Source organism: Arenimonas sp. MALMAid1274 (assembly GCF_049195245.1).
Taxonomy (GTDB): domain Bacteria; phylum Pseudomonadota; class Gammaproteobacteria; order Xanthomonadales; family Xanthomonadaceae; genus Arenimonas.
Window position 1 is genome coordinate 292,959 of the sequence record NZ_JBMIRR010000027.1, and the last position, 17,585, is coordinate 310,543.

The following is a 17,585-nucleotide window of genomic DNA, read 5'->3' on the forward strand; positions in this document are numbered from 1 at the left end:
TTTTCTCTTAGACCTAAGACCACCTACACACGAAAGGAGCCCCGCGTGCTTTTCATTCTCAAACATCTCTTCCTGCAATACGACAAGAACCCCGGCCCCACCTTCGCGTCCCGTTTCATGAAGGCAGTCGGAAACATCTTCATCGGCACGCTCGCCGACAAGGGCCTGGGCCACCTGCGCAAGGACATCCGGGAAACATATTTCTACATCAAAGAAGACCGGCAGCTGCCGCCCGCGGGGCCAGACCTGGAAGAGTGGGAACTCGATGGGATCCTGTTGGCTCAGCACCGGGACGTCGAAGCGCCTCTGGTCGCTCGGGCGGTGTTCTACATTTTGCTCCCGACCATCCTCGCAATCGTGGCTTTGGCCATGGTCCTCAAATCCTAACAAGGAGCCGACCCAATGACCCTGCCCAGCTACGACCAAGTATTGGACATCACCGACCGTTTCGCCGAGACGCTTCGACAGAGCCGGAAGAAGAGGGCTGCCCAGCCGTCCGAGAAGACTGCTGCCGTTCCCGACGGCTCCGCTGCCAAGAAGCGATCGGTCGCGGATGTGCTCCCGAGAACTCCGTCATCGAAAGATGCTGTTTTCATCGAAACAATGAAGCGCTTCGACAACATCGTCGGGCGTTTTGACAGCCTGGAGAAGGTTCCGCATCGCGAACTACGCGCACCTGAAGCGGAAGACGAAGCCGAGCATTTGCGTGAGCACGGCGCAGTGTTGCGGGAGGATGGGCAGTGGATAGTCCCTGACAATGTGCCCCTTGGTGAGCACTTCGAGCCGTTCTACCCCGACGTGCCCGAGGACCTGCGCGACCGCACCCCGCGGCTGTTGACCACGCGGAACGGCCGGTCCGTCGCTAGCTATGTGCTCCCCGAAGACCGGGCTAAGGGCGCCGACAGCACCGCCACGTCGCTGATGTATGGCGGCATCGTGTTGGTCGCCGCGCTCTGCTACCTGGCCAGCGCGATCTGGGCTCCCCTCGGAGTGCTGATGCTGCTGGGTTTCATTCCGTTCACGATCGCGCTCGCACAAGGCGAGGGCCCGCTGGAGGCAGCCAAGAGCCTGGTTCTGCTGGGCCTGGCGCCGCTGTCCCTCGCATCTGGGTTTTCCATGCTCGCGGCCAAGCAAGCAAAGAGCCAGATACCAAGCCAGTTCACAAACCAGGTGTCGAACATGTCGCCCGAGACCATGGACGTCATGGGCATTGGCGGAGGCATTTCATTCCTCTTGCTCGCGATGGTCGCTGCATTCCTGTTCACCCTGTTCGACAAGAACGCCCAGGACGGGGTCATCGGCAGCACGTTTCAGAAGTTCAAGGCCATCGTGAAGTGGGCGATCGTCATCGGCGCGGCCTACTACGCCGTGTCCTTCCTGCCTAAGCAGATGCAGCCGTTCTTCTTCTTGGCGCTTCCAGCTCTCTACCCGATGATCTACACGAACGCCAACTACATCCGCCGGGCCAAATACCTGAAGGAGCACGGGGAACGCTTCAACCTGGGTCGCGTGGGTCGACTGACCGACGTGCACGTGAAGCCCAAGCAGATGCAGGCCATCAAGGCCTTCCAGGACAAGTCTCCGCTCATGGAGATTGGCACATCTACGGGATGGCTCACCAAGAAGCATTTCCCCTACGCGCCCGACGCGGGTGTGCGGATGTGCGTGTCTGCCTACGACCTCTACATGCACATGTTGGCGTTCGGCAACACCGGCATGGGTAAGTCAACGTGTGTTGCCCGTCCCATGGCCAAGCAATGGGTCGAAAGCCGCGTCGGTGGGTTCCTGTGCCTGGACGGTAAGGGCTCCCTGCCCGGCGAGCTGTCGTCGTTAATCGACGTGATGATCAAGCCGGGCGTGGACTTCGCGCCCTTCCAAGGTCTCGACGGCCACGGCATCTCGACGGCTCTCAACTCGACGGCCAGGGCTGGCGGTGGCGGCAATCCGGCGCACCAAGTCTGGGAGCTTGGCGCTGACGATTACGTGGTGCGTTGCAACCTTTTGTTCGAGGCCCTGCACAAACACGAGAAGGCCTACATCCAGCATGCGTTCGACATGACGCGGCTCAAGCAGCTGGACATCGACAGCGGCATCGTTGAGATCGCGCGGCTGGAGAGGCGCGGTGAAGACACGGGCACCGCACGAGCACGTCTGGAGCAGGACCGCGCCGATTACGCCAACTGGGCAGTCATTCGGGACGGCTCTCGCAAGTGGCTTTGGAACGTCGACACCCTTAGTAAAGTCATCAACATGGTCAACTCGCCGGTCAAGGGAGCGCAGGGCTGGGAAGCCGGCCCGCTGTTGGCGGCCGCGGTCCAGTTCTTGGGCTACGAGAAGGATCCCGCCCAAGCCGCCAAGCGTCGCGCCAATCAGCCTGCGACTATTCACCCCGAGATCGGCAAGCAGAGCCTGCTGGACGATGCGTTGGAGTTCGTTCTCCATACCTGGCCCTCCTATGAGCCCCAGCAGCGGTCTTCGTTCTTCTTGAACGTAAACCAACGCGTGCTGCCCATCACCAACGGGCCTTACCTGGTGGGCAAGGACGGCAAGCACTGGAAGACCTTGGAGACGGGCGTGGACGCGGGCGCGTGCCTGTATGGCAAGGCGGTTGGCGTGGATCTGCCCGAAGAGCGGCACCAGCGCGCCGGCGTGCTAATCGCGGCGCTGGTCAAGCAGCGTATCTACAACACCGTGGCCTTGCGCGGCGGCAACCCGGACTGGGAGAAGGAAGGCCAGACGCCAATGATGGTCATGATGGACGAGTGCCAGGACCTGATCACCGACGCTGAACGAAACCTCCTGCCGAAATGCCGGAGCCTCAAGATGGCTGTGGTGGCCTTGACACAGAACTGGGAGGGCTTGGAGAACAAGCTGGGGAACGAGATGAAGGCGCTGCAGTTCTGCCTTACCTTCCAGAACTACGTCCTGATGCGGAGCAGCCCGAAGACCTACCGTTTCTTCGAGGACAGGTTGGGCACGGCGCAGATGCTGGCTTACGAAGAGCCGACGGTTGGCCTGGACATGCACGGCGGCGTCATGGCCCTGCAAGCCAGCCCGCTCAACGACCCGAACCACCCGAACCGCTCTGCCATGCGGCAAATGGAGCGTCAGGGCGCTGGCAGGCTCGTCGTGCAGACGCACGCCGGGGCTGCGGGCCAGGGTTGGCAGGGCCACGCGTTGCGCAACATCGACGACAGCACGCTGACCAAGCACATCGTGGTGCCCCAGGGCGGCAAGCTGAAGATGCAGCCGATTTTCCTCCCCGAGGAATACTCCGCGCTGACCACCTTCGGCCAAGCCATCGTCATCCTCAACCGGGCAGGCGAACGCCGCATCGACGTGGCGACGCTGAACCCCATTGGGGCGGATGAGCTGCGAAAGGTCGCCTGACTTAGATCGGGCTGCAGGAAGGTATACGGGGGGCGAGCAATCGCCCCCCTTGCCATTCCGCCGGTTTGTAGGACCTTGGGTTCACCCCCCAACGGAGAACCCACGTGGCCAACACAAACAACCCTAACGACCAAGAACGCCTGACGATGGAAGACGACGCTTTCCGTCGTTCGATGCGCGAGCGCCAGGACCCGCAAGCCAAGGCCTGGGTCGCGCTCGATGGCAAAGCCGAGGCGCTCGAGGACCAGGTCGGGCGCGGCACGCGCGAGGTGGATCGGCGGGCAAGCAGCGTGTTTGAGATCGAGCGCGATATGACCGACGCCCGCACCGCGCGTGACGACTTCCGGGCGGAGAACGAACGGCCGGGCCTGCTCTCCGGCGAGCGCAAGCAATGGGACGAGCGCTACCAGGGCCTGGAAGGAAACGTCGCCGGGCTGCAGAAGGACTTCACCGAGGCCGTGAGCAAGGCCTCGCCCGAGGAACTCGATGCGCTCCAGGCCCAGATCGGTCAGAGGCGGGACGAGCTGGTGAAGACCATCGAAGTGCGCCAGGGCATCGCGCGCTTGCCCAGTGAACAGGGTCAGGGCGAGGACCTGCACGCCCAGGTGGCGGAAGGTATGGACACGCCGTTGCTGGAGCGCCGCGGCCAGCGCGGCGGGAGCCAGCAAGAAGACGAGCGCGGCCAGGGCGAGGGTGCCGCTTCCGGCGGCTCGTATCGCCAGCGTCCCAACTTCGGCGCCTACGCCACCACGGTGGATGAGGCGACCGAGCGCAAGCAGCTCGAGGAAGACCAGCGCACGCTCCACCAGCAGCTTGGCCAGCCGGCGACGGATGCCCAGGTGCAGCGCTTCGAGCGGGAGCGCACCGAGCGCCAGGAGCAGGAGCGGCAACAGGCGAACCAGGCGGGCAACGGCGCGTCGGCGACGCCTTCCGCAGATGCGCCCACAGCCAAGCGCGGCGTTGAGGCTGCAGGGCAAGCGGTGCAGGAGGACTTGAGCGTGCAGGCCGCGGCTGCGATCGCACCTCCACTCTCGGAACTCCGGGCGGCGCGCACTGAGAAGCAAGCCCAGGCCGACCAGGGGCAAGCGCAAGGAACGCAGCACAAGCGCGACTGGGGCCAGGAAAGCGGGCAGGGGATGTAAGCAAGCAGCGAAGAAAAGCCCCGAGAAATCGGGGCTTTTTTAGTCCTGTGTGCAGGCGTCGAGGTTGCCAAACCGCCGCTTTCTGCTTTGCTGAATGTGTAGGTCGCACCTACACATAAATCCCAACCAAGGAGAACCAGTTTGAAGATTGCGATTGCCCTCATTGCCTTGCTTTCCTTGGCGGGCTGCACCAACAAAGAAGACGCCGAGCGCGCTCTGACGGCAGAGGGATTTACCGACATTCAAGTGGTCGGATACGACTGGTTTGGGTGCAGCGAAGACGATTGGTATGCAACCAAGTTCACGGCAACCAACCGCGACGGCAAACCAGTTCAGGGAACGGTGTGCAGTGGCTTCTTCATGAAAAGCGCGACCGTTCGCTGGTAAGCGAAACACAACTCCACCCCCGACCAAGGAGCCCCCCGATGAAACATCTCACGCTGTTGCTGTCCCTACTTTTCGCCGCGTTGCCCACGGTAGCTCTCGCCGGCGCCACCCCCGTAGACCGCTTGAGCTTCGGCGCCCCTGTCTCGCACGCGCCGCTCTACGACGCGCTCCAGGACGCCAACTGGTTCGAGCCTCTCACCGACCTGGGGGACGCGGCTCGCAACCTCACCAGCCTGGACGCGACCCTGCCGGCCCCCGTGGCCCGCCGCGCGATGGACGCCGTGTTGTGCGCCCAGGACCAGGGCCTGGTGGTCGAGAAGCTCTTGCTCGTGGACATGGCCGCCCCGGCATCCACGCCGCGCCTCTGGGCGTTTGACTTGAGCGACGCAGACAAGCCGCGCCTGGTCCTGCGCGACTACGTGGCGCATGGGGCCGGGTCCGACCCGAACCGAGACGGACGGGCCGAGAAGTTTTCCAACAGGCCGAACTCCCACATGACCTCCTTGGGCCTCTACAAGGTTGCCGAGCGCTACCACGGCAAGAGCGGCTGGTCCCGGCGCCTGGACGGGCTGTTCGCTCGCTTCAACGGCAAGGCCCGCGAGCGCGCCGTGGTCATGCACCCGGCGACCTACGTGCGTCCCGGCCGCGTGGGCCGCAGCCAGGGTTGCCCCGCTGTCAGCCAGGCCACGATGGACCGGCTGGAAAAGGCAGGACTGACAAACGCGGTGCTCTGGATCGACGCGGAAGACAAGGATCTCGAAGCCGCGGTCGCCGAGTGCTCCCAGAAGCGAAAGGGCGAAGGCCTGGCCCGCACCGGCGTGGAAGCGTGGAGCTTGGCCACCTACACCTGCCCAGCGCCGTTCGGCATTGACACGGCGGCGCTTGACCGTAGCTTCATGGGATGAGGAAGCCGCCCGCAAAAACTAAAAGACCAGTGCGCAGCGAGCGGCTGGAAGCGAAAGTCGATCCGCGGCTCTACGCGGCCGTGGAAGCGTTTGCCATCGCCAAGGGCCACACGCTGTCGAGCGCCGTCTACGCCATCCTGCTTGACTGGCAGAAGCTCGAGCGCCACCGCGCCGCCCGCCGAGGCTGACCGACGTGGCCAAGGTCTACGACGCCTTCGGCCCGGTGCCGGCCCACGTCGCCCCCAGCACCCTGGTGCGCCGGTGGGACCAAGCATTGCTCGCCGCAGGCGCCACGGTCCTGCTGCTCTGGGCCCTGGGCTTGGCCATTGGCCTTGCGTTCCCCGGCCCCTGGCTGGGGCCATACTTCCATCACTTCATTGCCGCGCCGCAGACGATGCTGCACTACGCCACGGTGGGTATGTCCTTCAAGGCCCAGGCACGTGCTTACCTGGTCAGTATCTCGCCCATGGAAGCCTCTGCAGCCCTTCGCGTGGGCTTGCCCCTGCTGCTCGCCGTGCTAGCCGGGGCGTGGGTGTTCCGCCGCGGCCTAGTGCCCAGTTCAAACACTTGGCACCTGTCCGGCCCGCGCTTGCTCGAGGGCAAGGAGGCTCTAGTGGAAGCCCGCCTCCGCAGCCTGACCCCCGAGCAGCAGAAAGCCGATCCGCTCCACCTTGCCGTGCATCCGGCCCTGGTGTGGCCGAAGAAGCATTGGAGCCGGCATGGTTTTCTCTACGGCAGCGTGGGCAGCGGCAAGACGCAGGTCCTTCTCCCCATCGTCGAGCAAATCATCGCGCGCAATCAGAAGCTGTTCCTGTATGACGTCAAGGGCGACTTTACCGCCGCGTTCCGGCGTCCCATCATCGTCTCGCCGTTCGACCGCCGCTCGTATGTCTGGGACATCGGCAAAGACGTGCGCACGCCGACGCAGGCCGCGGCGTTTGCCGCCTCGCTGATCCCCGAGGACACCGGCAACGGCAGGTTCTGGTCCCAGGCGGCGCAACAACTGTTGACCGGCGCCATTCGCTTCCTCCAGAACACCAAGGGCACGGAGTGGGGTTGGAAAGACTTGGCCGATGCCGTGGCGCGCGGAGCGCCCGAGATGCTTGTGCTGATCCAGGAGCACTACGCCAAAGCCGCGCCGCTCATCGCCAACGCAGAGAGCCAGAGCACCGCCAGCGTGCTGGCCACGTTGGCCGGCTACACCCGCGTCATCGACGACCTGGCCCTGGCGTGGCCGCGTCGCAGCAAGCGCTCGTTCTCCATCACCGACTGGATCCAGGACGATTACCACGGGCCAAGCCAGATCATCGTCCAAGCAGGCGAAGCGCAGCTCACCCGGGCTTACATCGCCGCAATGGTCAACATCGCGGTGCCTTCCATCATCTCGCCTGCTCTGTCGGAGAACGAGGAAGGGCGCGGCATCCACTTCATCCTCGACGAGCTCCCGAGCCTGGGGGTCATCAACCTGGCCCCGCTCATCGACCGCGGGCGCAGCAAGGGCGTCGTCGTGCTCGCCGCGTGTCAAGACACGGGCCAGCTCAAGGCTGTCTACGGCGAGCACCAAGCCAAGAGCCTGTTGTCCATGGTGGGCACGCACATCGTTTGCCAGGTGCAAGCCGGCGAGACACGGGAAGAAGTGGCAAGGCTGCTGGGCAAGAACAAAGTGGCCTGGCGCAACCACGGGGACGGCGCGCACGTGCACGAGGAAAGCCGGGGCGTGGTGTCGTCCAGCGACCTCACCGACAAGCTCGGTTTCCGCAAGGGCAAGGCCATGGGCCCCTTGGGCTGGGGCATCCGCGCGATCGTCTTCACCAGTGGCGACCCGCTGTTGCTCGATTTCCCTGGGGTGGAACTGCCCAAGAAGCGCGAAGCCCAGGTTGCGGCCGAGTGGACCCTGAAGCCCGCGGGCGCCCAGGCACCGGCTCCGGTCGCGAAGCCCCCGGCCCCGGAACGGCCCGTGGGGCTGTCGCAAGAAGAGCTCCAGCGGGAAATGGAGAGGATTTATGGAGCCGACTGACCGCGACCCGGACCGCTTGGACCCCCTGATGGTGCCCATGGGCGCCTTCGAGGCCGAGCTCTACCGCACTGCCCGCGAGGCCCGCCCCGACGGCACCGACGTCGACGCGCTCCTGGCCGCGCACCGAGCCCGGTTCGGCGAGCCCGAGCAGGTGGCCTACGCGGCGCAGTCCGACACGATGGACGCCCCTTCACCGGCCATGGCTCCCCTGACCCTGGCAGAGCTGGAGGCCGTGCACGGGGGCGGGGCGCCGGCCGTGGCGGCCTACCTGGCAGAGCACCGCCAATGGAACCGGCCTGGCACCCCTCCAGCCATTTGCCAAACTGGTAAATGCCAGCGTAGAGTGAACCCGGCAGAATGAGCGTTATGCCGTCTGCCAAGCCAACCAAGACCATTTTCGGTAGCCGATTGCGTGCCGCCCGCGAGGATCGCGGTTGGACGCAGGGCAAACTGGGAGCCGTTGCGCTGGGCATCGAAGACGAGAACAACGGAGCCTCCCGGATCTCCCGCTACGAGGGAGGGGACCGGCTGCCCGATCCCGAAACCCTGCAGGCCCTGGCCGATGCACTGGGCATGCCGGCGGTGTATTTCCACGCCACCAACGATCTGATGGCCGACATCATCCTCCAGGTGTCCAAACTGCCTCAAAAGAGCCAGAGGCAGGTGCTGGAACACATCAAGGGCTTGGCGGCAAAGCGAACGCCGGGCTAGCCGCCCATCCAGGCCAGCAGGAACGGCGCACCGAGCATGGCAACGACCGACAGAACCACAAGCGCGACCAGTGCAAAACCTAGGATCAACACGATCTTGAGCGCCTTCCAGCCGCCGGCCACCGCGCCGCCCGCCGTGATGGGGCCGCCCACGCCCTGGGCAGCTTCCGGGATACGCGCCGCGGACAGCGCGCTCCACAGCCAGCCGGTCAGCAAGGGAAGCAGGAACACGCCAAGCATGACCGCGAGCAGCAGCACCTGGCGGCCGTGGCTGTTCACCTGGGCGATGTCGAGCTTGTAGGCGAACAGGCCCACCACCCACCACGCCAGGCCCAGCACCGCGCCCTTGAAGAACGCGCCGGGTCGGGCCGCCACCTTTTCGGTGGAGCGGAACCGGGCCACGAGCCAGGCGTATTGCGACGCCTTCTGCAGGCTGATGGCCCACAGCAGGAACAGGAAGCCGAAAACGGTGAAAGCGGCGAAGGCCATCGTCCAGGAGCGCATCTGCTGGGCACCGGCCAGGAGCACCATGCCGAAGCCGCCGATGAAGATAGTGGGCAGGCCCATGTTCGCTTGGCTCACAGGGCACCCCCGGTCATGGCACCACGCTGACTGTTCAACACTTCGCACCCCCTCGGGCTGTTTGGTCTATTTACCATATTGGCAAATAGGCGCCGCGGCGCAAGGGGGTCGGATTCTCGTTCAGCGGCCAGCAGGCAGCCCGGCCAAGGCGGGCTATTTCTTGGGGGGAGGCTTGCGCAGCCACTGCTGCCACTTCGGGGCCACGGGTCGGGGCCCGTCCTTCGCCACGCTGACGGCCAGCGCGTAGGAGTAGCGCTTGGCCAACTCGGCCTGGGGCATCTCTTGCAGTTCGGCGATGTCGGAGTGGTGGGCCATGAACTCCAGCAGCTTCTCCCGCGGGGTGTTCGCGTAGGTGGCGTGGAAGAACTGATAGAGGTCCATCGCGTCCTTGGCAGGGCGGTGGTAAGGCCTCAGCTCGCCGAAGAACGTATCGGGGTGGTGCTTCCAGGCGTCCAGCTCGGCCTCGGTCAGGTCGATGTTGACCATCACCCGCTTGCCATCGGCCCGACGCATGAAGCAGGCCGCCTGCTTCCATTGTTCCACGACCGTGGCTTCCTCCAGCACGCCCAGCTGACCGTCTGGAAGCTGGTAGGAGCCACCGAAGACAAGGCGCTTCTCGGGGTCGATGCCGGGCAAGGAACCATCGAAGGTCGTAGGGATGCGCGAGTGCTCTTGGAGGGAGCGCCAGAGGAAGTGGATCTCTCGGTCGCGCTCCCGGGCTTCGATGGCGGCGAACAGCTCTTCTTCCTCGCCCATCCGATACCGATCGGTGCGAAATCCTTCCATCACTGCGCCGGCGCCCACCAAGGGATCGTCCAGCTGCCATTGCTCGGGGTAGTTGGACAGGATCACGAGGGCAGGGGGGAGATCAGAGGCTTCTGGCTGCGCTTCAAACAGCCGCAGCTGGTTAATAGCCTCGCCACGCCAACCCCCGGTCTCGTCGTCGACCGGACCCGTGGGATAGGCCAGCTCCACGAACACCAGCCGCTCGAGGTCCGTAGCCTTCTGCAACGCTTCGCTCAAGCGGCGCGCATACCGCATCGGTGCATCGGGTCGGTCGGCCTGGCGCATTTTGCATTCGACCCAGAACGCGCGCCCGGTCTCCGGGAAGGTGGCGACGAACTCGCCGTGGCCACCTTCCTGGCGCACCTGCTCGTCTTCCCAGGTGAGCTTGAACCCAGCCCGCAGCAAAAAACCGGCGGCTCGCGCCTCGTGGCGGGCCCCCTGGAACTGGTCGTCGATACGTAGTCGGTGAAGGATGGACTGGAACGCTGCACGGTCGCGCTCGTCGTCGATATGGTGCTCGATGGTGTAGAGGTTGTAAGCCAGGGTCAGGACGGCGTGGGACGCGCCGGTCATCCGGCTCATATGGGTGCCATCGGGCAGCACGGTGCTGCGCTTTATCTCTTCGCCCAATGCGGCCAACCAGTGGAACAGGCGATGGCGCTCTGGCTCGGGCTTCGCCGTCTCCGCCTGGCCCCATTCGAGGCCGAAGCGGCTCTTGAGGTAAGCCAGCAAGAAATCGGGGAACGTCTTCCAGGGGCCGTTCATGACCGTATTGCCCACGGCGACCATTCGCTTGTCGCCGATGGTGTCGGAGATGATCGGACGCCCGTGGCCTTGTTGCCGCACACGCTGGGCCTGTTGGGCCTGGGCCCGTCGCATCAAGGCCTCGAACACCTCCTGGGGCGGACCGGGCGGACGCTTCACCGGGGCCTCCTTAGGCGCGCCGTGGCACTTCTTGAACTTCTTCCCGCTGCCGCACGGGCAGGGGTCATTGCGCCCGACCTTGGCCATCCGCTTCTCCAGGATCCGCCGCGCTCCCCACGGCCGACGAAGTAAGACATGGAGCCTGACCCCTCAAACGCAAGGCCCCTCAAAAAGGGGCCTTGGGCCGTCGGCGCTTTGTTAGGGATTTTTGCCCCTGGCCCCGCGTGCACGCGGTGCAATGGCCTGGACGACGCACTCACTTTGACGGCGCGACTAGCCGCTGTCTGTAGGAAAACAGCTCGACACCGTGCGCGGCTGCAGCGCAGGCACCTTGTCAGTCGGGCGAATGCTGCTTCACTGGATTGAAGGGTAGTTCGTTCTTTTCTAACCAGGGAGGCCAAGTGGGAACATTTATTTACGTGGACAACTCGAACCTGCTTTTGTCGGCGACGAGGAACCATTTTAAGGACGCGCGTCCCTACTGTTTTGATTACGAGATCAACTACCCTGTTCTGTTGGAAATGCTGAGCTTGGGCGGTGTGGCCCGAAAAGCAACCATCTACGGCTCGGTAGGCGAATGGGACCGTAAGACGCGCAAATGTCAGTTTGACGAGGCGAAAAAAGCCGGTTGGGCTGTCATCCAACACCAAAGGAGCATGGACGATCGCGAGAAGATGGTCGATTGCGAGATCATCTCGGACATGGTGCTCGATGGCCTCGAGCTCATGGATAGGAAGGAAGACCAGATGATCCTCGTTTCGGGCGATGGAGACTTCGTTCCGGCGGTGAATAAGCTTCGCTTACGGGGCGTTCCGGTCGCGGTGGCGTTTTGGAACTTTGATGTCCACAAGATGCTTAGGGACAAAGGGCATTTCGTAGACTTGACCCCTCACCTTCGTCGCATCGTCAAACCGCGGGTCAACTTCTATCGCCCGAGTAGAAATCCCGGGACTTCGGCGGAGGCCCTGCAAGCATGATTTCCATTCAACGATTGAGCGCCCGCGGGGCGAACAAGAACGGCGACGCTGTCGTCGATTACTTGCTGGCGACCGAGTATTACACCAACGGCCAAGGGCAGAAGGAGGAAAACACCCGCTGGGGTGGCCGCCTCGCCGGCGACGCGGACCTGGCGCTGGAAGGCCAGCCGGTCGAGAAGGCGGCCATGCTGGCGCTTGCCAAGGGCTTCTCGCCCAGCGGGAAGGCGCTATGCCGCAACGCGGGTGAAATGCCGCACGAGGTCGCGAAGATAGGCCGCGACGGGAAGCACAAGCTGGACAAGAACGGCAAGGCTATGACGAAGCTCGAAGGCGGGCACCGCGTCGGTTTCGACCTGACGTTTACACCGCCTAAGCCGTTCTGCCTTCCATTCGCCATCGCGCAGGGGGAAGAGCGCGACGCCGTCCTCAACGCGCACCGCAAGGCGGTGGACGTGGCGATGGGATGGCTGGAGGACAAGGTGGAAACACGCCGCGGACGGGCAGGGAAGGACGTCATCGCGACGCAGGGGCTGATCTACATGCAAGCCGACCACCTCAGCTCCCGAAACCAGGACGTCAATATTCACACCCACACGCTGGTTTTCGGGGTCGCCAAGGGCGTGGACGGGAAGTGGGGAACCTTCGACGCCCAGGAGCTCTACCGGCACCGGGTGGCGGCCGACGCCATCTACAAGAACGAACTCGCGATGAACATGCGCGAGCTGGGCTATGGCATCTCGACCGAGCGCCAGCTAAACGCCGACGGCAAGGAAACCGGCCGGGTGCTCTACAAGGTCAACGGCATCTCGGATGCGTTGTGCGAGAAGTTTTCCAGCCGGCGGCAGGAAATCCTTGAATACCAGGAGCAGCACGGCGTGGACGCGCAGACCGCCTGCCTGGCCACGCGCCGCCACAAAGACGAACCGTCGTATGCCGAGATGGACGCCCTGTGGCAGCGGACCCTGGACGCGATGCCCGAAGGGGAGGTTCCGACCATTGCCCACCTCAAGGCCCTGGGCGACGTGCGCATGCAGCAGAAGTCCGAAGCGGAGATCCTGGAGCGGTTGCACGCCAACGAAGCCGTGCTCTGCGACCACCACCTGGTAGACGCCCTGGGCCAGGAGTTCGCCGGCCAGGTTCGGCTTCCCGAGCTGTTGGAAAAGGTGGAGGCCTTCAAGCAATCCCAGGGCTTGGTCGCCATCGAGGCCGAGCGCCTGGCCGAGGAAGACAAAGGCACCACGTTGGCCCGCCGCCACGCCGAGACCCGCTACGCGGCACCCTGGATGGTGGACTGGGAAAACGAGGTCGTGCACCGGATCGAGAGCCGCAAGGACGAGACCGCGCTCAAAGTGCCGGCGCCCGTGGTGGACGCCGCGATTGAAGCTTACGAGCAGCGAAAGGGCTTCACCCTCTCGGGCGAGCAACGCCGAGCGGTGGAGCACCTTGCCCACGACAGCGGGGGCGTGGCTGTCCTGGAAGGCTTCGCCGGCACCGGCAAGACCACGGTGTCGGATTGCTACAGCGAGGCTTTCAAGGCGCAGGGCTTCCGCATGCTGGGCGTGTGCGTTTCCAACGCCGCCGCGCAGAAGCTCGAGCACGAGAGCGGGATGCCGTGCGTGAGCGTCGCCAAGATGCTGAGCCGCCTGGACAAGGGCCGCGTGGAGCTGGGTGCCAAGGATGTCCTGGTGGTGGACGAGGCCGGCATGATCGACACCAACCAGACCCGCCAGCTGTTGGCGCACGCACAGCAGGCGGGGGCCAAGGTCATCCTGCAGGGCGACGAGAATCAACTCCAGCCCATCGGCGCCGGCTCGGGCCTCACCCTGGCCAAGCGCGCGGTGGACGGGGCCAAGCTGACCGAGATCCGCCGGCAGAAGAGCCAGGAGGACCGCGACTTGGCCTTGTTGTTCTACAACCGCGACGAGAAGGGCGACTTTGCCGACCTCAAAAAAGGCACGCGCTCCCGCCGGCAATCGGCCGAGATGGGGACGCGCATCCTGGCCGCGCTCGACAAGAAGGGCGCCCTGGACGACTACGACACCCAGGACCAGGCCATCGACGCCGTGGTGCAGGACTACCTGAAAAGCCCGGTGCCGGCCGACGAAAAACTGGTGCTGGGCCATTCGCGCCTCGAAGTGGCCGCGCTCAACCGCGGGATCCGGGAAGGCCTGAAGGCCAGTGGCCAGGTGGGCGCGCAGGACACGGTGGTGCGGGCCAAGGAGAACGGCGAGTGGGTCGAACTGCCCCTGGCGCGGGGCGACCGGGTGCGCTTCACCGACACCAACGAAAAGCTGGGCGTGGTCAACGGCAGCGCCGGCGTGGTCATCGGGTGCCGGGCCAACACACTCAAGGGCGGCGTGGACCTCCAGGTGCGCCTTCAGTCGCCGATCGCGAAGGACAACGGCCGCGTGGTGGTCTTCAACACCGAGCACTTCTGCCACCTGGGGCACAACTTCGCCACGACCATCCACAAAGCCCAAGGCGCGAGCAAGCAGGACGTTTTTCACAAGGTGAACAGCTCGATGCTCGACAACCACAGCGCCCTGGTCGCGTTCTCGCGGCTCACGAGCGGCAGCTACCGCGCCTACGGCACCACCGAGGACATCGAAGGCCTCAAGGACCGCTTTGGCCTGGAGCGCCTGAAGGACACCGCCACCGGTGCCGGCATCCAGACCCCGGCCCAGGCGCTGGTGCAGGCCCAGGCGGTCCGCAGCGAGCACGAGGACAAGAAGGCGGCCAAATCCGCGCTGTCCGACGACGAGCGCAGCGTGGTGAAGGACGCAGCCCAAGCCTTCCTCCAGCGGCTGGGCGTCTGGCGCGAGGCGCGGCGGGAGCAGGGGCAGGACCACGGCGCGGGCATCTGACCGGGGCGATTGCGGGGACGGGGGTGCCGTCCCCATCATGGGGGCATGAAAGCCACGTTCGCCCCCGATACCAACTTCCTCGAACAGTTCAAACAACCGTCCGACCTGCCGTGGAGCGAGATCACGGAGGCGGACGAGGTGGAGCTGGTCCTGCTGACGGCCGTGCTTCGAGAACTCGACGCCCACAACCACGGCCCCAACGGCCGACGGCACCGGGCGGCGGAGCGGGTGCTCAAAGCGACCCTGGGCCTGGAGATTGGAAAACCCGTGGTGCTGAAGGAAAAGAACCCGCGGGTTTACTTCAGCGAGCCCGAGGTGTTGCCGAACCAGCGCGACGTGCCGGCCTGGATCGACACCAGCAAGCCAGACGAAGCGATCCTGGACGAGGTGCTGGCCTACCGGGACGGGGGTAGGTCCGAGCTGGTGCTGCTCACGGCGGACCGCACCTTGGAGCGGCTGGCCCGGAGGGCGGGCGTCCCGGCCGTGCTCGCGCCGGACGCGTGGAAGCTGCCGCCCGAGCCAGATCCCCAAGTTAAGAAGGTCGAGGAACTCGAGCGCCGGATGAAGTCGCTGGAGGGCCGCGTGCCGACCATCCGCGTGTGGCCGGAAATCGACGACACCGAGGTGGAGATCATCGCGGGCACTGTGAAGCGTTTCCGTCCCCTGACATCGGCGTTTATTCAACGTGCGATAGAAGCTATCCAGGAAGACCTTCCGCCCCAAACCGTCCCGGCTATTGGCGCTACGCTCTACACCAAGCGCACCGTCGAGAAATATCACGAAGACCGCCAAGCCTGGCTAGGTGGGCTGCTGGAAATACTAACGAACCTGCACCAACGGCTGAACTTTCAAGAGGGCATGTTGACGCTGACCCTTTGCATAGCGAACAGCGGCGCAGCAACGGCAACCGGGTTCGTAGTGGAAGTAGATGCAGAAGGAGCGTTTAACTTCGTTGATGGCGAGGACGACGGTGTAGAGCGCGCGTGGGAGCCGTTCGGATTGCCGTTGCCGCCCGATCTCAAACCCAGCACCGTCCCCTTCCTTTCCGACATTGCTGGTCTGTCGAACTTTCCTCGGGAAGTTCCGTTCAAGGATTACTTCACGCCGCGCCCAGACAGCCCGGATTTCCACTGGGTTTACGAAGAGGTGATCGGACAGCGCGTTAAAGGCATCTGCGGTCAGTTCCGTCGAGGCCGCCGTCCCGAAGAGCTGGGCCTGGATCTCATGTTGAAGAAAGACGAAGAGCTGGCCGGTAGGACCGAGGTGAAAGGTCGTCTGGCGGGATGGTTCACGGCCGACAACTTGGCCGAGCAAGGCGAGTTCTCGTTCCCCGTGCGCATTGAACTGGATTGGCAAGATGCGGAAGCCACAGCCACAAAGCTGCTCAAGCAGCATTTGAAGGTCTATTTATAGCAACAGCAACGGCACCCCTGCAGCGGCAGAAACTGCCACTGCGGCCTTGAACAGCCGCCAGGCCCAGTTGCGCGAATAGCCCCGCGGCCAGCGCAGCGTCCACGCCAGCAGGTAGCGTTGCAGCGACATTTGCCGGCGGTGGTTCACCACCACGCCTGGTGGTTTGGCGTAGATCGTCCAGCCGTGGGTGTGCGCCACGTGTCGCCAGGCGTGCTCGTAGTGTTGGGCCTGGTGCTCGGTGCTCTGGACCAGGCCCAAGGGCACGCACTGAAACGGCTTTCCGCACCAGCCGCCGGCCGGCCGCCGGTGCTGCTGCTCGCGCTCCTTCAGGTCCACGGATTGGCCGATGTAGGAGCAGCCGTTCTCGAAGAGCAGGGCATACAGGTGCCGCGGGCGTCGGTGGTATTTCTGGCTGCGTCCCCAGCGGTGCACGGCTTACGCGCGGTCGAGGAAGCGATCCTGGTTCCACTGCCAGGCGCGCATGAACGTCGGCGGGTTCGTCTCGTCCACCCCCACGACGGCGTTGCGGCGCATGCGCTCGCCCAGCAGCACCCGGCCCGGCTGGAACCGCACGACGCCCAGTTCGGACACCACGGTGATGCGGTAGTGGCCGTCGGAGCGCACGTTCATGGCGCGCCAGCGCCCGTTGGTGCCGGTCTTGCGCACGACGACGCGGCCCGTCTCCAGGTGCTCGACGATGACGACGGCCCCGGCCACGGGGCGCTTGTCCACGTCCACGACGACGCCGTGCAGATCCGAGGTCAGCTTGCCGCCCAGGTTGGCGTGGGCCGGAGCAGAGAACAGGGCCAGCACGGCAAGGGACAGCAGGACGAACAGGCGCAGCGCGTTCATTGCGCACCCCCGTCAGCGCGGACCGCTTCGCCGACTTCGACGACCCCCACGCGGCACATCACCCAGGGCGTCTCCACCTGAGGCGGGATAAGGGAGCCGGTGGTCCGGGAACGGCGGAGCGTGTCGCTGGTGAGCCGCTCGCGGTAGACGGCGCCTGCGGGAACGGTGGCCTCATAGACGCCGTCCTTCCCCGTTTTCACCGGGTGGGCGTCGCCCGTGTCGCGGTTCACCAAGTCCAGGGTGGCATGGGGCAGGGGCGTGTCTCCCACCGTCATCGCCCCGCGGACCAGGCAACGTTCCTCTACGACCGAGGCTTCGGGAAACGCGGCGAGCCGCTGGGCCGTGGTGTCGGCGAACGCGGCGAAGGGAACGAGCAGTGCAAGCGGAACGAGCAAGTGGCGCATGGTCGGGTCTCCATTGAGTGAGAAGTTTTTTTTGCTTCTCAACAGGGAAACAGAGAGCGGCCGATGCGCAAGGGGGTGAAACGAAAAAAGGCCCACCGTTTCCGGTGAGCTCCGACCCGACCAAGGATCGCACTGTCAGAAATAGCAGGCGGCGCAGCTTTCGCAAGGGAAGCGCGATGCAAACAAACTAACGAGCCGCGTTTTAGTCAGATTGAAACGCGAGAAAGCCCGC

At 64.7% G+C, this 17,585-nt stretch carries 15 protein-coding genes and 2 pseudogenes; 12 read left to right on the forward strand and 5 right to left on the reverse strand.

Annotated elements, in window-relative coordinates:
* Window positions 1–45 precede the first annotated feature (45 nt).
* From ACOQFR_RS09855 to ACOQFR_RS09895, 9 genes are all read left to right on the forward strand, one after another.
* The gene (locus ACOQFR_RS09855) at window positions 46–387 is read left to right on the forward strand and encodes a hypothetical protein (RefSeq protein WP_421381407.1); all 342 of its coding nucleotides are present in this window, start codon (window positions 46–48) and stop codon (window positions 385–387) included.
* Window positions 388–402: 15 nt separating this feature from the next.
* A complete protein-coding gene (locus ACOQFR_RS09860) occupies window positions 403–3,390 on the forward strand; it encodes a hypothetical protein (RefSeq protein WP_421381409.1) in 2,988 nt (995 codons plus the stop codon).
* Between the two features lie 104 nt (window positions 3,391–3,494).
* Window positions 3,495–4,532 (forward strand): hypothetical protein, encoded by a 1,038-nt coding sequence (locus ACOQFR_RS09865; protein WP_421381411.1) that lies wholly within the window; start codon window positions 3,495–3,497, stop codon window positions 4,530–4,532.
* A gap of 141 nt (window positions 4,533–4,673) precedes the next feature.
* Window positions 4,674–4,919, forward strand: a complete 246-nt coding sequence (locus ACOQFR_RS09870) for a hypothetical protein (protein ID WP_421381413.1) — start codon at window positions 4,674–4,676, stop codon at window positions 4,917–4,919.
* Between the two features lie 38 nt (window positions 4,920–4,957).
* Window positions 4,958–5,824 carry a murein L,D-transpeptidase catalytic domain family protein gene (locus tag ACOQFR_RS09875; protein WP_421381415.1) on the forward strand — a complete coding sequence of 289 codons (867 nt, stop codon included), beginning with the start codon at window positions 4,958–4,960 and terminating at the stop codon, window positions 5,822–5,824.
* Window positions 5,821–6,012 carry a hypothetical protein gene (locus ACOQFR_RS09880; protein WP_421381417.1) on the forward strand — a complete coding sequence of 64 codons (192 nt, stop codon included), beginning with the start codon at window positions 5,821–5,823 and terminating at the stop codon, window positions 6,010–6,012. The genes ACOQFR_RS09875 and ACOQFR_RS09880 overlap by 4 nt, the downstream gene beginning before the upstream one ends.
* A 5-nt stretch (window positions 6,013–6,017) precedes the next feature.
* Complete coding sequence (locus ACOQFR_RS09885) at window positions 6,018–7,841, forward strand: type IV secretion system DNA-binding domain-containing protein (RefSeq protein WP_421381419.1); 1,824 nt, start codon at window positions 6,018–6,020, stop codon at window positions 7,839–7,841.
* Window positions 7,828–8,202: a hypothetical protein gene (locus tag ACOQFR_RS09890; protein WP_421381421.1), complete on the forward strand. Its 375-nt coding sequence runs from the start codon at window positions 7,828–7,830 to the stop codon at window positions 8,200–8,202. The genes ACOQFR_RS09885 and ACOQFR_RS09890 overlap by 14 nt, the downstream gene beginning before the upstream one ends.
* Window positions 8,199–8,552 (forward strand): helix-turn-helix domain-containing protein, encoded by a 354-nt coding sequence (locus ACOQFR_RS09895; RefSeq protein WP_421381423.1) that lies wholly within the window; start codon window positions 8,199–8,201, stop codon window positions 8,550–8,552. The genes ACOQFR_RS09890 and ACOQFR_RS09895 overlap by 4 nt, the downstream gene beginning before the upstream one ends.
* Here ACOQFR_RS09895 and ACOQFR_RS09900 read toward each other — a convergent pair.
* Both ACOQFR_RS09900 and ACOQFR_RS09905 read right to left on the reverse strand, forming a co-directional pair.
* A complete protein-coding gene (locus tag ACOQFR_RS09900; RefSeq protein WP_421381425.1) occupies window positions 8,549–9,118 on the reverse strand; it encodes a hypothetical protein in 570 nt (189 codons plus the stop codon). The genes ACOQFR_RS09895 and ACOQFR_RS09900 overlap by 4 nt on opposite strands.
* 1,740 nt (window positions 9,119–10,858) lie before the next feature.
* A pseudogene (locus ACOQFR_RS09905) lies at window positions 10,859–10,924 on the reverse strand (SEC-C metal-binding domain-containing protein); the annotation flags it as partial.
* Window positions 10,925–11,262: 338 nt separating this feature from the next.
* On the opposite strand from ACOQFR_RS09905, the gene ACOQFR_RS09910 reads away from it, so the two are divergent.
* From ACOQFR_RS09910 to ACOQFR_RS09920, 3 genes and pseudogenes are all read left to right on the forward strand, one after another.
* Entirely contained in the window at window positions 11,263–11,820 is a 558-nt protein-coding gene (locus ACOQFR_RS09910; protein ID WP_421381427.1) for an NYN domain-containing protein, read from the forward strand.
* Window positions 11,817–14,684 carry a MobF family relaxase gene (mobF, locus tag ACOQFR_RS09915; protein ID WP_421381429.1) on the forward strand — a complete coding sequence of 956 codons (2,868 nt, stop codon included), beginning with the start codon at window positions 11,817–11,819 and terminating at the stop codon, window positions 14,682–14,684. Before ACOQFR_RS09910 ends, mobF begins: the two co-directional genes overlap by 4 nt.
* A 45-nt stretch (window positions 14,685–14,729) precedes the next feature.
* Window positions 14,730–15,158: pseudogene (locus ACOQFR_RS09920) on the forward strand (PIN domain-containing protein); the annotation flags it as partial.
* Window positions 15,159–16,091: 933 nt separating this feature from the next.
* Here ACOQFR_RS09920 and ACOQFR_RS09925 read toward each other — a convergent pair.
* From ACOQFR_RS09925 to ACOQFR_RS09935, 3 genes are read right to left on the reverse strand one after another with little or no spacing between them, the layout of a single operon-like run.
* On the reverse strand, window positions 16,092–16,529 hold the full coding sequence (locus ACOQFR_RS09925; protein WP_421381431.1) for a GIY-YIG nuclease family protein: 438 nt from the start codon (window positions 16,527–16,529) through the stop codon (window positions 16,092–16,094).
* 3 nt (window positions 16,530–16,532) lie between these two features.
* The gene (locus tag ACOQFR_RS09930) at window positions 16,533–16,949 is read right to left on the reverse strand and encodes a carboxypeptidase-like regulatory domain-containing protein (protein WP_421381433.1); all 417 of its coding nucleotides are present in this window, start codon (window positions 16,947–16,949) and stop codon (window positions 16,533–16,535) included.
* Window positions 16,946–17,353, reverse strand: coding sequence for a hypothetical protein (locus ACOQFR_RS09935; protein WP_421381435.1), 408 nt, complete (start codon window positions 17,351–17,353; stop codon window positions 16,946–16,948). The genes ACOQFR_RS09930 and ACOQFR_RS09935 overlap by 4 nt, the downstream gene beginning before the upstream one ends.
* Window positions 17,354–17,585: the final 232 nt, after the last annotated feature.

Bases quoted from the DNA above. Each gene is read 5' to 3' on its own strand.
- mobF (WP_421381429.1), top strand. From the start codon at position 11,817: ATGATTTCCATTCAACGATTGAGCGCCCGCGGGGCGAACAAGAACGGC.
- ACOQFR_RS09930 (WP_421381433.1), bottom strand. From the start codon at position 16,949: ATGAACGCGCTGCGCCTGTTCGTCCTGCTGTCCCTTGCCGTGCTGGCC.
- ACOQFR_RS09860 (WP_421381409.1), top strand. From the start codon at position 403: ATGACCCTGCCCAGCTACGACCAAGTATTGGACATCACCGACCGTTTC.
- ACOQFR_RS09880 (WP_421381417.1), top strand. From the start codon at position 5,821: ATGAGGAAGCCGCCCGCAAAAACTAAAAGACCAGTGCGCAGCGAGCGG.
- ACOQFR_RS09890 (WP_421381421.1), top strand. From the start codon at position 7,828: ATGGAGCCGACTGACCGCGACCCGGACCGCTTGGACCCCCTGATGGTG.
- ACOQFR_RS09895 (WP_421381423.1), top strand. From the start codon at position 8,199: ATGAGCGTTATGCCGTCTGCCAAGCCAACCAAGACCATTTTCGGTAGC.
- ACOQFR_RS09875 (WP_421381415.1), top strand. From the start codon at position 4,958: ATGAAACATCTCACGCTGTTGCTGTCCCTACTTTTCGCCGCGTTGCCC.
- ACOQFR_RS09935 (WP_421381435.1), bottom strand. From the start codon at position 17,353: ATGCGCCACTTGCTCGTTCCGCTTGCACTGCTCGTTCCCTTCGCCGCG.
- ACOQFR_RS09900 (WP_421381425.1), bottom strand. From the start codon at position 9,118: ATGGGCCTGCCCACTATCTTCATCGGCGGCTTCGGCATGGTGCTCCTG.